Origin of the sequence: Domibacillus sp. PGB-M46 (genome assembly GCF_022668875.1) — a bacterium.
GTDB lineage: Bacteria > Bacillota > Bacilli > Bacillales > Domibacillaceae > Domibacillus.
On record NZ_JAKGCR010000014.1, the window covers coordinates 24,973 to 40,148 of the forward strand.

The following is a 15,176-nucleotide window of genomic DNA, read 5'->3' on the forward strand; positions in this document are numbered from 1 at the left end:
ATTAATGTGCAGGAAGTTTTTTTCGGAACTTATCAGAAAGCGTCATCGGCAAATCTTCTTTTTTGTTTTAACACAATACTTCACAAGATTAAAAAAAGCGCTGCTTTTAAAATAGGCAGCACAAGTTATTGATCCAACTCCAGAATAATAGGGTACCACTTGTGTGGTACCCATGTTTGTTTCGTTAACCATTTCTCTAAGAAAAAACTTTTACAGCTTTACTACGTAACTACTATTCTTTGTTAGTTCTTCACCGTTTATATATAATTTTCTTTGTTCATTTTCAGGTAAATAGAAACGTAATGTGTCGTATGAAAGTTTGTATTCTCCTTCAACCTTATAACTTACTTTTATAGCTTCCTGATCAGCATCCATTTGAACTGAAATAATGGTATGGTTTTCCTGGTAATTAGCTGAAATACCATCATCCTCATAAAGCTCGTAGGAGGTACTCCCTGATTTTTTAGCCGGAAATAACAAGAATCCTCGCTCGTCCTTTTCTTTATCTGTAAATGAAGCATCAGCATCATTGACAGGAATAATGCTTCCTGCTTTTATTAACAATGGATTGTATTCTAACGGTGCCGGGATAGAAACGGTTTGGCCGCCTTCATACCAGTTGGAAGTATGAAAATCGTACCAGCCACCTTCATATTTCGGTAAATATACGGATCTTTCCCTTTGGCCTTTTTCAACAACTGACGCAACAAGCATCGATTCACCCAGCATGAAATCATCATTCTCTTTAAATGTTTTTTCATCTGCTTCAAATTCATAAAAAGTTGGACGGATGATCGGTTCGTACTTTTCATGCGCTTTGTATAACGCCGTATATAGATATGGAATTATACGATGACGGAATTTAATGAGATCACGGATAAGACCTGTGGTTTCTTCATACATCCAAGGAACATTAACAGATTTGTCATCATTCCATGAATGGATTGTAAAACGCGGATGAAAAATTCCGTTTTGTATCCATCTGACTAATAACTCTGGTTCCGGAGCTGGGCCTGAAAAACCTCCGATATCATGACCAATGTTATAAATACCGGATAAGCTTAATCCAATTCCCATCTTAATATTGTATTTTAATGATTTCCAGCTTGTATAGTTATCTCCAGACCACGTTTGAACATAGCGCTGCATCCCCGGACTTCCTGATCTAGAAATTAAATACGGTCTAATCTCAGGAGCAAATTCCTTTTGTGCTTCATAAGAAGCTTTCATCATTAGAAGTGGTTGAAGAGCACGTACGTTTTCAAAGTTCGTTTCCTCACCAAATCCACTGCAAACAGCATTTTTTGCCCAAATTTCAAATTCATTGTTATCATTCCAAGTAGAATCAATTCCATATTCTAAAAGCTGCTCTGTGACTTTTTGTTTCCACCATTTAATTGACTCTTCATTTGTAAAGTCGATATACGCACCAACTTCATCCCAGAATTGAGCCATTTCAACTTCACCCTTGTCATTTAAAATAAACATTTTTTCTTCTTTTAACTCATTAAACAACGGGTGATCTTTTAGCAATGCCGGTTTAATATTCGCACAAAGTCTTACGCCTTTTTCATGGTACTCATTAATAAAACCTTTCGCATCCGGAAACTTATCTGTATTCCAGTTGAACACATAACGCTTATCTTCAATTGATGTATATCCGGAAGATAATTGGAACGAATCACAAAGGATATCGTGTTCTTCACATTCTTCAATAAACTTTTTCAATTGATCCTGTGCGTCAGGAGCATCTGTATACGTCATAGTTGAGCCGGAATACCCAAAACTCCATTTAGGGGCAAAAATTGTTTTACCAGTCAGCCAGGAGTATTTTTTTACAACATCTTTCACTTCAGGCCCTAAAATCACATAATAGTCTAAATCTCCCGCCATAGATTGATAGTATCGATACCAGCCATGGTAATTATCCATTTCATTTCCCATATCAAAAATACTTTGAGCCATATTATCATAAAAAATGCCGAATGAAAGACCTGTTTGGGTACTTCTCGTAATATAAAAAGGAATATGTTTATATAATGGATCTGTGTGCTGAGCATCATAACCCATTGGATCTATACTTAACATCCGGTAACGCTTTCCGTGCCGGTCTGTTTCTCCACTTTTCTCGCCCAGCCCGAAATACTGTTCATCTAATGTACGCTGAAGATAGTGAAAATTCCCTTCCCCTAATGAGCCATCGAAGTTATAAGCTTGTGTATTTCGATCTGCTGCAATTTGCTGTTCATTTCCATCACTGTTTTTAGAGAACCAGGTAATTTTAAATCCATTTAAGTCAATGTGAAGTTTTAACTTTTCCGTTTCAACCGTGCAATGACTGCCTTGATCTTGAAATTTGTATGCTGGAAGTGAAAACGGAGACAAATCCAAGCGATCTCTGCCTTCAAAAGAAACATCGTCCATTCCTGGAGCGACAAGCCAAGTTTTTTTAACCTCCAGCTGATCACCTTTTGACATTAACACTCGAACCATATCATTCTCCAATACAAAAACTCTTGCTATAACCTCTGAATGTTCTAACTGAAAGGTTAAAACATTGCTTTTTTCATCTGTGAATTGAAATTGATAATTTTCTCTTAAGGACATTGAACTCACCTTTCCTTTACATTCTCTATTATGAAAATTTGCATTTAAAAATTAAGCGGTTCCCATTTACATACGATTTATTTCAATTAGAAGATAAGCAGATTGCTAATCTGCTTATCTTTCTTAAATTGGCCTGATAACCGAATATTCCAGGCCAGAACATATTAGTCTTCGAGAACAGCCTCTTTCACTTTATAGTCCAAACAGCTGTGGCAGGAACAAGCTAATCTGCGGAATAAATGTGATAAGCAGCAATACCACAATAACCGCTGCAAAAAACGGGAGCAGGGTTTTGATTACATGTTCAATGCGAACACCAGCGACACTACAGCCCACAAAGAGAACACTTCCAACAGGCGGTGTCATGTTGCCAATACATAAAGCAAAGCAAAGAATCATTCCGAAATGAATAGGGTCCATACTGAATGTTTCAGCAATCGGCAGGAATATAGGCGTGAATATAAGGACAGCAGGTGTAATATCCATAAACGTCCCAATAACTAATAAAATGAAAATCATAATGAGTAAAATGCCGTATTGGTTATCTGTTAAAGACAATAATCCAGCACTCATTGCCTGTGGCAGGCCTGTGTATGACATAACAAGCGAAAACAAAGCAGATGCCGTAATGAGAAATAGAATCATCCCAGTTATATTGATGGTTTCTTTGAAAATAGCCGGTATGTCTTTCCACTTCAAATTTTTATAGAAGAGTGACAAAATAACTGAATAAATAACAGCTACCGCAGCTCCCTCTGTTGCTGTAAAGATACCGCCTACAATACCGCCAATTACAATGACAATAAGCAGCAGGCTCGGTACTGCACTCCAAATAATGTAAAGTACATCACGGACCCCAGGCATTTTGGAAACAGCGTATTTTTCCTTTTTAGCCATAAGATACGCAACGATCATAACGGCAATTCCCCATAAAATGCCTGGGATGTAACCAGCTATGAAAAGCGCAGCCACAGATGTGCCGCCACTAACAAGTGAATATACGATCAAGAGGGAACTTGGCGGAATAAGCAAGCCAGTTGGAGCAGAGGCAATATTCACTGCTGCTGAATATGTTGTTTTGTAGCCCTGGGCATTTTGCATCGGGGTCATAATCCGCCCCATTGCTGCTGCGGAGGCAACACTCGACCCTGAAATCGCACCAAATAACATATTTCCAACAGCATTTGTATGAGCTAAAGAACCAGGCAGGCGCCCAACCAAAACCTTTGCAAAATTAATCAGCCGGAATGCAATCCCACCATTATCCATAATAATCCCTGACAAAACAAATAGTGGGATAGCCAGCATTGTAAAATTATCAATACCTGTTATCATTCGCTGTGCAGATGTTAAAATGGCCACATCAAACGGGAAAATGAGCATAAACGTTAACAGTGAACTAATGATGATCGCCAAAGCGATTGGTGCGCCGAAAAACATAAGAAAAAAGAAACTGATAAATAAAACTATCCCTGCAAACGTCGTCATTGTTTGATCACCTCTTCTCCTTCATTTACCTCGTTTGTTCCCATGTTAAGAATGGTATACAAAATAATGAACAAGCCGCTCACAGGAAGAGCTGCGTATACAATAGCCATTGAAATACCCGTCGCAGCAGCCGTTTGAGAAATAGTCAAAAGCACAATATTAAAGCCGCCGTAAATCATTAAGATCGCTGCCAGAACTATTACCATGACATCTATAATACGTTCCATGACTCGCTGGCTGTTTGCTCCTAATTTTTCCTTAAAAAACAAAATGGCAATATGTTTTTTTTCTCCGAAGACATAGGCCGCAGAAATCAAACTAAACCAGATCAGCAAATAACGTATAGCTTCTTCTGTTCCAGGAGATGAAATATTAAAGACATAACGAGCGAGAACCTGCCATGTTGAAAGTGCGACCATTGCAATCAATAGAATAGTAGAAACGGAAAGAAGCAATCTATTAATTAGAGTTTTTATTCTACTCATTCTCTTCAGCCCCTTTTATTAGTTGATAAATATCTTTTGTTTTTTCATTTTCCATATACTCTTCGTGCAGTGGCTGCACAGCTTCTATAAAAGGCTCTTTATCCACCTCAATAAAACGAACGCCCATTTCGTTTGCTGCTATATCTTTTACCTCTTCAATCGTTTTGCTCCATACATCCTCATGGTATCTTGTAGACTCCGCTGCTGCTTCATAAATGACCGCTTGCTCGTCTGCTGAAAATTTATCGAGTCTTTCTGCATTCATAATCAAGATATCTGGTACAATTTGATGTTCGGTATACATATATGACTTCGCCACTTCACCGTGATTGTTGCTAACTAATGCGGATTCGTTATTTTCTGCCGCATCAATTACCCCTGCTTGAAGTGCCGTATATACTTCACCGTAAGCCATTGGTGTCGGTGTTCCACCTAACGCTTCAATCATTTTTACACTTGTTTGGCTTGGCTGAACACGAACTTTTAATCCAGCCATATCTGCCGGTGTCGTTACTTCTTTTTCCTTTGTATAAAGGTTACGCACCCCAGCATTGTAATAAGTTAATCCAATGAAACCAATATCCTCTGTCTGCTTGTATACTTTATCCGTTACTTCCTTTTTGCTCATCGTTTCCTGGAACTCTTGATAACTTTCAAATACATATGGCAAGCTGAAAATGGAATAATCAGGTTCAAAACCTTCTAATGCGCTGGCACTCACTTTAGCAATATCCACTGCGCCTGTTTGTGTAAGTTCAATTACTTCACGCTCACTTCCCAGTTGACCGTTGGCAAATATCTTCACTTTTATTTTATAATTTGACTTTTCCTCCACAAGACGGCCAAATTCCATTAATGATAAATGAACGGGATGATCTAAAGGCTGGTTATGAGCAAGACGCAATTCTTTCACGCCACCTCCATCCACACTGTTTTGGCACCCGGCCAATATGATCACAAGCATTATTAGGGACAGCATCATTTTCTTCATTTGTTTTTCCTCCTTTTTAACCTTAATAAAATTCTTGTGCCATCTCAAAAGCGCTTTCAAAATTAAAGTAAGTTTATTTCCTTCCTTCTCTTTAATTTGTAAACTAAACAAACTAATTATTTTATATCAAAGTTTTCTATTAATTGCAACCGTATTCATTTTTTTATTAAGGGCATTTTCATGCGAATTGGCCGGAACCGTATGGGCTGGTGTATATAGTACATGCACCGCCGCCTATTTTTCTTCAAAGATTGGATATACAGGCTCAAACGCTTCACGCTGGCCGCCTGGCATAATAGAAGGTTCCTTCAGCGCACCTTCTTCATCGCTGGATACACTTGTACCAGTAAAGATGGCATATGCAACTTGGCGCCCCGACCAACCGGATGAAGCTGCTGTGCCTCTCCTTCATGTCCTATAACGAGCTCTTCCATTTTTTCCTTTAAAAGAAACGACCCAGGCGGAGTGTGTTCTGCTCCGGAAATAAACACTTGCTGATCACGGTACACACCAGCATACTCATCATCAATTCCCTTTAAAACAAGACGATGAATATTTTTGATTTGCCATTCAGAAAGCGGCTCATCTTTGGTTACGATTTATTCAACGTACTTAATGGCCTCCCTATGATTAATGCTCCCGTATGGTTTTGTCGCCTACAGTGATGCCTTCAATGACGACCTTTGTTTCCTTCAACGTAAGGGTATTTCCTTCAATCGCATTTGAATGATAGATCCACTCGAGCAGTAACTTTTCCTTTAAGCTCTTTAATGTAAAAGCAGGCAAGGGACTTTTTGCATCTAACTGTTTCTTCCTGTCATCAACTTTTTGAAACAATGCAGCCGCTTCCTTTCTATTTGTTATCATTTGTGGCGAGAACACCTCCACTTCAACCGTCAGGTAGTAAGTGGGCAGTAGTTCAATTCTTCTAAAATATTAGCCTCTATTCTCTTATAGAATTACGGTACTCACGGGGAGACATACCGGTTTTCTCTTTAAACAGTTTGTTAAAATATGGAATGTCGTGATAACCAACAGAATTGGCAATATCGGTTACTTTTCGATCTGTCTGCATTAGGAGCCGGCAGGCATGATTCATACGAATTCCCTGTAAATACTGTTTAAATGTCATGTTTGTCTGCATATAAAAAATACGCTGAAATTGACGCTCGCCTATCCCTGCTACTAGTGCTAAGTCTTTTACACGAAGCGGCTGATGATAATCAGCGTGCATAATGGCTAAGACTTTCTGTATATAAGCGGCTGTTTGAGTGGATTCATTATAAGTACGTGATTCACTGCTATAGAAAAATAGCAACAATTCCATTAGCCCGTTGTATAGCCTTGCTTCTTTGCCGGGTAAATCTGCTGAAAATTCATAGTGCATTTGCTGAAACAAATCATAATATTTTCCCGAATTGTCATGATAACGCTTAAATTCTTTACAATTTAACAGGCTTTCCAACTCGTTTCCACCAGGGAACGAATGTATAAATTTTTTTAATTCTTTTACGTCTACGAGGAAATTATATACGATCAACGGTTCCTTACTGTTTAGAGACATTGGGCGGAATACATGGGAAACACCAAGTGGCACCATAAATAGATTGCCTTTTGATACAGGCATGATTTCATCGCCTGAATGATGTGTGCCCTGCCCTTCAGCGATATAAGTCATTTCCCAAAAGTCGTGGAAATGCATACTAGTATCAAACGATTCTTCTACTCGATTTACACAAATAGGCAAGCCATTTCTAAAATAATTTTCCCCACGAAAGATTCTCACATTATTTCTTTTGACGACCAAGTGACTCACCCCAAATGTCGTTTTCACCCTATATAAATGACTTAAAAACCCACATAAAAAACATTCTTACTATTTTATAATGAACCTACAGCATATTACAAGAGGAGGATGAAACCTTTGCTGAAAGTAAAAACGTTAACATGCGAATACAGAGATTTTTTATTAGGTACTGATATTCTTTGCCCGCGGTTTTCATGGAAACTGGCTTCCGATAAAAATCACACAGTGCAGGAAGGTTATCAAATTCAAGTTTCCCTGTTTGCGGATGATTTTGAAAGCCCTTTATGGGATACTGGGAAGCAAAAATCCAGCGAATCTATCCATCTTACTTATGATGGACCAAGTGTCGCCTCTAAAACACGCTATTACTACCGTGTACGCGTCTGGGATAACTACGGACGTGAGTCGGACTGGAGCAGTGTTCAATGGTGGGAAACTAGTTTACTGTCTTCCGAAGACTGGCAAGCGAAATGGATTACACCACATCCTGACTTTTTTGATCGTGATTCAAAACCTATTTCATTGTTCAGGAAACCTTTCTCAATTGCAAAAGCAGTGAAATCTGCCCGTATACACGCTACCGCTGCTGGCATCTATGATCTGTATCTCAATGATCAAAAAATAGGAGATGCACTATTTGCTCCTGGATGGACAAGTTACAAACATCACCATCAATACCAAACCTATGATGTTACAGACTTGTTATCCCCAGGTACCCAAGCCATTGGCGCTGCAGTAGCAGATGGATGGTACAAAGGCGAACTAACTTGGCTTTCTAAACGAAATATTTATGGGCAAGACCGTGCCCTGCTGCTCCAAATGCACATTTTGTATGAAGATGGAACGAAAGACACGATTGTCTCCGATGAATCCTGGAAAACCTCTATAGGACCTATTGTACTATCGGAATTTTATGCTGGTGAATCATATGATGCCCGCTTAGAGTGTAACGGCTGGAGCACAGGAAACTTTCAAGATACAAACTGGAAAAGCGCCAAAAAATGCGCTCTTTCGTTTAATCAATTAGTCGCGCAAGAAAACTGGCCTACTAAGGTAACAGAAGTCCTTTCCCCTATTTCGGTTCTTGAGACGCCTAAAGGTGAAACCGTTTTAGATATGGGACAGAACATGGTTGGCAGGGTCCGAATGAATATTGATATTCCGGATGGCCAAAAGGTTGTTTTATACCACGCTGAAGTTTTGGATAGCGAAGGAAACTTTTATACAGGAAATTTACGAAAAGCCCAACAAAAAGTGGAGTATATTTCCAACGGAAAAGGCCCTGTCTCCTTTGCACCTCATTTTTCATTTCAAGGTTTCCGTTATGTGAAAGTAGAGGGATTAACGAACACTTCTCATGAAGAATTATTGAAGACCTTTCAGGGAGAAGTAATTCATACTGATATGCCGCAAACAGGATATTTTGAGTGTTCAAGCCCATTAGTCAATCAACTATACAGCAATATTTTATGGGGCCAGCGCGGAAACTTTTTGGATGTCCCTACAGACTGCCCACAAAGAGATGAACGCTTAGGATGGACCGGCGATGCTCAAATTTTTGCCCGGACTGCTGCTTACAATTATCAAGTCGCGCCGTTTTTCACGAAATGGCTTAGAGACCTTAAAAGTGATCAAACTTCTAATGGAACCGTTCCATTCGTTATTCCAGATGCTTTAGAAGAATATATCTCTACCATGTGGGGAGACAATAACTATACTTCTTCGGCATGGGGAGACGCTGCCACCATTTGTCCATGGACCATATATCGTACATTCGGGGACGTGAGGCTCCTTGAAGAACAATATGAAAGCATGAAGGCATGGGTAGACTATATTCGAGCTCAAGGAGCAAATGAGTTTCTTTGGAATACAGGATTCCATTTTGGCGACTGGCTGGCGTTGGACGCAGAAGAAGATTCCTATTTTGGTGCAACTCCTGAGCACTTGGTGGCAACCGCTTACTATGCTTATTCTACTCGTATCCTAAAAGATACTGCGCAAGTCTTGAGTAAAATAGAAGATGCAAGTAAATATGAAAGACTATTAAAAGGAATCATCCAGGAATTTCAGCGAACATACGTGACGACAGATGGAAAAATGAAGGCTCATACACAAACGGCTCATATCCTTCCGCTAGTATTTGATTTAGTAGAAGGGGAGAATCGTCAGCAAGTTGCTGCTGACTTGAACCAGCTCATTATTGACAATGGCTATCACTTAGACACCGGCTTTGTTGGGACGCCATATTTATGTATTGCCTTGTCTGAAAACGGCTATCATGAAACAGCCCTTCGTTTACTTTTACAGGAAAGTTACCCATCCTGGTTATTTTCCGTCTTACAGGGTGCAACAACGATCTGGGAACACTGGGATGGAATTAAAGAAGATGGTTCTTTCTGGAGCGATGATATGAATTCGTATAATCATTACGCCTATGGGGCAATTGGAGAGTGGCTTTATCGTTATGTAGCAGGGATCGATCTTGAGGAAGCTGCTTATCGAGTCATAAAAATCCATCCACATATTTCACAATATGGTTTAAGCTCTGCAAAAGCCTCCTTAGATTCACCGTACGGCACTATTCTTTGTTCCTGGGAGCAGAGTGACCAAAGCACAGATATTCATGTGAAAATACCTGCAAATACAACAGCTAAAATTATTTTAAACAATATGAATGCTGATAAACTCGTTATTAATAACCTCGCACCAAGTGAAGTGGAAAACATACTGGTAAAAGAAGGACCAGACGGTTTAGTTTGTGAAGTAGGATCGGGTTCTTATTCAATCCAGCATAAAAAAGAAGGAATTCTTCTTCGAGGATAAGAGGAAAGCAAGATCGAACTGGACATGTCATGAACCTCTCCCTCTAAACTTTTGATTTAGGGGGAGAGGTTCACATACACTCTATTATTTTTCTTTTTTACTATTTTGTTTGTTAAGCTGGATAGAGTCGATGCGAATATCCGGTCCTTTAAATACAATATATAAATCATGGTAGCCGCCAGTTTTTGTTTTAATTTCCTCTGTCAGCTCACTGTAATCGAGCTCTTCAATTTTCCGCTCACTGCCCTCTGCGTTACGAGACACTTTCAGGGTTTTTCCAAATGAGAAATCAGCGAGCTTAGGACCATCAGGAGAATCAGCACGAACTTCAATAGAAGAGACTTCGTTTGTTGAAGCTGCTTTTATCGTGATACTTTCCACGCCAGCAAGCTTTACATCATTTAATGCTGCCCAAGATCCATCTTTCTTCGACATAACCGCGTAATATCCATGTTCGGATTCGTCTTGTTTAAGACCTTTCATCGTACGTAACTTGGATACTTCGCGATAAACAACATCCTTAGTAGCAAAAGTCGAATCGTATACATTAATAGGCTGCACTGAAGCATCTAATTTTGCCAAACTTTCTCCATCATAATCAAAAGACGTTGAAAGAAGCGTTTTCTTAGAAGATTGTCCAGCCATTAAAGTATAACTGCCTCCTTCTGTAACCAGTTTTGATTGATTTACATCCCATACAGCAAAATCGGCTGGATCTACTTTAAGGGTTACTTTTTTGGTTTTTCCTGCTTCTACATGAACTTTTTCATATGAAACCAGCTGCTGTTTTGGCAAGAATTTACCATAAGCTGGTTTATTATTTTTAATGTAGAGCTGCACGACCTCTTCTGTGTCAACCGTTCCTGTATTGGTTACATCTACTGTCACTTCAAACGGTTGACCTCCTGTTACGTCTTTCGGCGAGCGCAAGTTAGAGTATTTGAAGGTGCTGTAACTTAAACCATGGCCAAATTCATATGTGACTTTATCATTCGTATACATATAAGTCATACCTGAATCTTGCGGGTCACCATTTGTCATATCGGCAGTAAATCTTGGATCAATTTGCTCAACTGCCGTTGGGTTGCTTCCTTCAGGAAGAGAATATTTATCCATTTTAGGGAATGAGTCTGTGTCAGAATACCAGGTTGTTGTTAATCTTCCTGTTGGAGCAGCATCTCCAAATAACACATCCGCTAACGCTTTGCTATCATATTGTCCGGCGTATGGCTGATAGAGAATGGCCGAAACATTTTCATTTTTTTGAATGGCTTCTATATTCACTGGAAAATTTGAGTTTACAACGACAATCGTCTTTTTCGGAAAAGATTTTGCCACTTTATCGACAATTTCGTATTGATCGTTGCCCAGATTAAGGTCGGAACGGTCAGCTCCTTCACCGGCACTGTGTCTAGGTGGAGCACCTACTACCACAACGGCATGATCATTTTTTGTAGCCCATACTTGAGCATCAGCTCCTGCTTCTTTTAAAACAATTTCGTCAAACTTTTCAGAGTTTGTCCGTGCAGATGCGCCAGCAGTATTGCCAATTGTGTTAGGTGCTACTTCAACTCCCTGATTTTCATTTACCTTCACAAAACGGCCATTGCTGTAATACCTAGTTTCAAATCCTCCGCCAAAGCTTTCCGTGTACGTATCTGCGATTAATGAAACCGTTCCGTCTGTATTTTTCTCATGACGGAAACGTCCTGGAAGCGTACTGGCATCTGCCACATTTGAAAAAGGATTTTCCGTTAAATTTAAACTTGTCGCATTGTTATTACTGACTGCCCGGCTTCCAGTGGTCGTGAAGTCAAGCCATTTATTGTTTGCCAGTGATTTGTAGCTGTATCCACCCTGCCCCCACGCATAGGCTTCAAAAGCCTCATTGGTACTGTACGTTTTTCCTCCAGCCTGGTAACCTTCATTACCTGCTCCGCTTTGTGAAGAAACAGAAAGCTGTCCGCCCGTCTCATCTATTGAAGCTGTAACCGCCTTTTGATTCACCTTTGATTCTAGTGCAATGATTTTTGCGCCAGTTCCATAGTCAACATTTTCTTTCCCTACCGCTTTGCGAATCGCACCAAGAGGGGACAATCCTGCATCTTCAATTTTTGGTGTGTTTTTGACAGAGTACGTTGCTTTAAAGCGGGTATCTGCAAAAATACCTGTCACTGCCAGCTTGCTTTCTTTGCTCAAAGGAAGGACATTGTTTTCATTTTTGAGCAATACAATGCCTTCCCTCGCTGCTTGAAGAGCGACAGATTGATTTTCTTCATTCTTGTAATCAACTGGGTTTCGGTCTTTTGCTAACTGACTAAATGGGTAGTTTTTTGGTGATCCATCCTCATTTTTCTCGTTAAAGTAGCCTGTACGGACCCACATTTCAAGTTGCCCGCGCACACTATCCTCTAACTCTTTTCGTGTAACACCGTAGATTCCGTTATTGACAGCATTCATGATATTTTCATAGCTCTTTGCAGAGGTGTTGGCATGATTGCCGCTAAGCAGTAATAAGGCAGCTGCTCCATTTGCGTCTGTATAGTTTTGGTATCCATTGTTAAACCCCTGTGTCATTTGTCTGTCAGCGTTCACAAAATCCCCAACAGGCATCATGCTATACGGATTGGCATTGGTTCCACGAATGATGTTTGGAGAGATATGGTTTGGAATGCCATTTGTACGTCCGTAAGTTGTCATGAAACTTGTAACCAATCCAGATTCTAATGGATACAGAAAGCTCTTCATTTGATATTCATTTATAGCTCGAGGACCGGCATAAAATTGGCCGGTAATTCGGTACCACTGAGCCAAATAATTGGTAAAATGCTTTGTTCCCAATTGGCTTTTCAGCCAAAATCCTGTTTCATTATTATTTTCACCATATCCGGTAATTCCTTTGGCCATGGAGTTGATTAACGTTCCTGTAAGAACTGGGTCTTCTGCATACCCTTCATCAAAACGGCCACTTAACGGATTGGTACGCAAATCGGCAACAACGGAGAACATTAACGTATTTGGATTATTCAGCTCTACCTCCCCTCTGCGTTCATTGCCAATCACTGTACCTACCCGGTTTAAAAGCGCTTTGTTCCAGCTTTGACCCAGCCCTATTAAAGAAGGAAAATCAGTGCTACTTCCCATTACCCTGTCAACCCCACCTGCAGCTGTTGCAGGCAGAGTGTAGCCTTCTTTTATCTTTCTTGGAGCCGTTGCATGTTTTTGATCTGCGTAGTAAGCCAGATCCTCATTGCTCATTTCGGAAAGAATAAGGTTTACAAATTCATCAAGATGATCAGCCTGTCCATCAAATATGGGCATATTGGTTACATCCCGCTTGAAAACAATGGTTCCTTCTTCCGCTTGTACTACTATTGCCTGAGGAATTGCGACAGGTTCGGCCAAGGGCGCCAGGAGTCCAAAAACAAACAAACATGAAACAACTTTTCTTTTTTGATGTTTTTTACGTTGAGTTTTCTTCATTTTTTTCTCCTTTTATATTGATTTTAATAATGAAATGCTTGTGTTATTCTCCGTTCTTTATTACAGCTATAACTGCATTGAAGTAATCATAAGAGAATTCCAGCACCTCCTTTTTATCTTTAATGCAGATCCTTAAGTACGCTGATTAATTAAATTGTAAACGCTTGCAAATATTTATGTAATTGCGCTATTTATCAGATATGTGTCTGTTTTTTTCAGTTTTGTTCGGGTAACTTTTTCATGAAAAATGGATATTCCTTTCGAAATATCCATTTCAACTGCCTAATGATTTTTTAAATTGTCCTGGAGAAACCCCAACATATTTTTTAAAAAGATGAGAGAAGTGCCGGTACGTGCAATAGCCTACTTTTTCCCCTACTTTCATTACCCTGTGCCCATCTTGAAGCATAAGCTTTGCTTTCTCCATTCTTAACTCCGTTAAATATTTTATATAGGTGGTCCCCATTTCTTCTTTAAATAAAAGGCTAAGATAATTGGGGTTTAGACCGACGATATCCGCCACCTCGTGAAGAGTAATATCCCTGTCGTAATGCTCAGCAATGTATGTGCAAGCTTTCTCGACAGCTGTATGTTTTCTGTTTAATGGCAAGTTGGGCATTAAGTCTATCAAACTGTTTAAGCGATTACGAATCCAGTTTACCATTTCACTCTTCGTCTTTATTTGACGGATTTCTATATGAGGAAAATCCCTTTTCATCGTAGATAAACGGTCCAATCCCCATGTATTTTCTACAACATCTGTGCCGCGATAAACGAGCTTCAATAATTCACCTTCCATTTCATCTCGGTCTATTTCTTCCTTTTCAAACCAGCTTGTGTATTGATCAAGCACCTGATTAAGTTTTAATTTGTCTCTTCCTTGAATTGCTTGTATGATTGCATCCTCTTGAACAAACAGTGGTACAGCCGTATTTCTGGCAGCACTTTTATATTTTATAAAGTCTTTATGGTCAGCAATGTTTAATCCTTCTATACTCTGTACATCTGTTGCTTCACGACTGTTTATCCGTGTCTTTACTTTGCAAAGGGTGTCCTCTATCATGGCAATAGTCAAAGGCTTTTCTAAGAAATCGGTTACTCCCAGCTTCAACGCCTGTTTTACATAGTCAAATTCTCGATGCCCGCTAAAAACAACACACACCGTACTTGGAACTGTTTTCATTACTTCTTCAATTAGTTGTAAGCCTGTAATTCCAGGCATTTCAATATCTGTGAGAATGATATCTGGTTTCAAAGAATAGAAAAGAGAAAGTGCGCTTTTTCCGTCGTGAGCAGTTCCGACTAACTTGATGCCGTATTCCGACCAGTTAATGATGTGTTTCATTCCCTCTACTACAGCCAAGTTATCGTCAAATACAACAGCCTTTAACATTTTCTCATCCCCTCACTATGTAAAAGTTTGATAATCTTTTTTTATTTAAATGAACAAGAAATATTTTTTATTTTAAAAAAAGTTAGCTCTGCATTACCC

General features: G+C 39.5%; 10 protein-coding genes and 1 pseudogene. 1 reads left to right on the top strand and 10 read right to left on the bottom strand.

The genetic code is table 11. The features are described 5' to 3' along the window. Positions 1–210: 210 nt before the first annotated feature. From L2D08_RS15415 to L2D08_RS15450, 8 genes and pseudogenes are all read right to left on the bottom strand, one after another. A complete protein-coding gene (locus L2D08_RS15415) occupies positions 211–2,607 on the bottom strand; it encodes a glycoside hydrolase family 31 protein (RefSeq protein WP_242234923.1) in 2,397 nt (798 codons plus the stop codon). A gap of 192 nt (positions 2,608–2,799) precedes the next feature. After that, complete coding sequence (locus tag L2D08_RS15420; protein WP_242234925.1) at positions 2,800–4,095, bottom strand: TRAP transporter large permease; 1,296 nt, start codon at positions 4,093–4,095, stop codon at positions 2,800–2,802. Beyond that, positions 4,092–4,580 (bottom strand): TRAP transporter small permease, encoded by a 489-nt coding sequence (locus tag L2D08_RS15425; protein ID WP_242234928.1) that lies wholly within the window; start codon positions 4,578–4,580, stop codon positions 4,092–4,094. The genes L2D08_RS15420 and L2D08_RS15425 overlap by 4 nt, the downstream gene beginning before the upstream one ends. Then, positions 4,573–5,571: a TRAP transporter substrate-binding protein gene (locus L2D08_RS15430; protein WP_242234930.1), complete on the bottom strand. Its 999-nt coding sequence runs from the start codon at positions 5,569–5,571 to the stop codon at positions 4,573–4,575. Before L2D08_RS15430 ends, L2D08_RS15425 begins: the two co-directional genes overlap by 8 nt. Positions 5,572–5,755: 184 nt before the next feature. Next, positions 5,756–5,922, bottom strand: a pseudogene (locus L2D08_RS15435) (NAD(P)-binding domain-containing protein); the annotation flags it as partial. Continuing rightward, on the bottom strand, positions 5,880–6,170 hold the full coding sequence (locus L2D08_RS15440; RefSeq protein ID WP_309241378.1) for a Fic family protein: 291 nt from the start codon (positions 6,168–6,170) through the stop codon (positions 5,880–5,882). The pseudogene L2D08_RS15435 and the gene L2D08_RS15440, both read right to left, overlap by 43 nt. Positions 6,171–6,201: 31 nt before the next feature. Beyond that, positions 6,202–6,438, bottom strand: coding sequence for a hypothetical protein (locus L2D08_RS15445; protein ID WP_242234931.1), 237 nt, complete (start codon positions 6,436–6,438; stop codon positions 6,202–6,204). A gap of 76 nt (positions 6,439–6,514) precedes the next feature. Beyond that, positions 6,515–7,357: an AraC family transcriptional regulator gene (locus L2D08_RS15450; protein ID WP_242234933.1), complete on the bottom strand. Its 843-nt coding sequence runs from the start codon at positions 7,355–7,357 to the stop codon at positions 6,515–6,517. 138 nt (positions 7,358–7,495) lie between these two features. Here L2D08_RS15450 and L2D08_RS15455 point away from each other — a divergent pair, with 138 nt between their 5' ends. Further along, on the top strand, positions 7,496–10,201 hold the full coding sequence (locus tag L2D08_RS15455) for a family 78 glycoside hydrolase catalytic domain (protein ID WP_375337596.1): 2,706 nt from the start codon (positions 7,496–7,498) through the stop codon (positions 10,199–10,201). 84 nt (positions 10,202–10,285) lie between these two features. Here L2D08_RS15455 and L2D08_RS15460 read toward each other — a convergent pair whose 3' ends face one another. Together L2D08_RS15460 and L2D08_RS15465 are read right to left on the bottom strand one after the other, a co-directional pair. Further along, positions 10,286–13,684 carry a glycoside hydrolase family 3 protein gene (locus L2D08_RS15460; RefSeq protein WP_242234937.1) on the bottom strand — a complete coding sequence of 1,133 codons (3,399 nt, stop codon included), beginning with the start codon at positions 13,682–13,684 and terminating at the stop codon, positions 10,286–10,288. 274 nt (positions 13,685–13,958) lie between these two features. Next, entirely contained in the window at positions 13,959–15,077 is a 1,119-nt protein-coding gene (locus L2D08_RS15465; RefSeq protein ID WP_242234939.1) for a response regulator transcription factor, read from the bottom strand. Between the last annotated feature and the right edge of the window lie 99 nt (positions 15,078–15,176).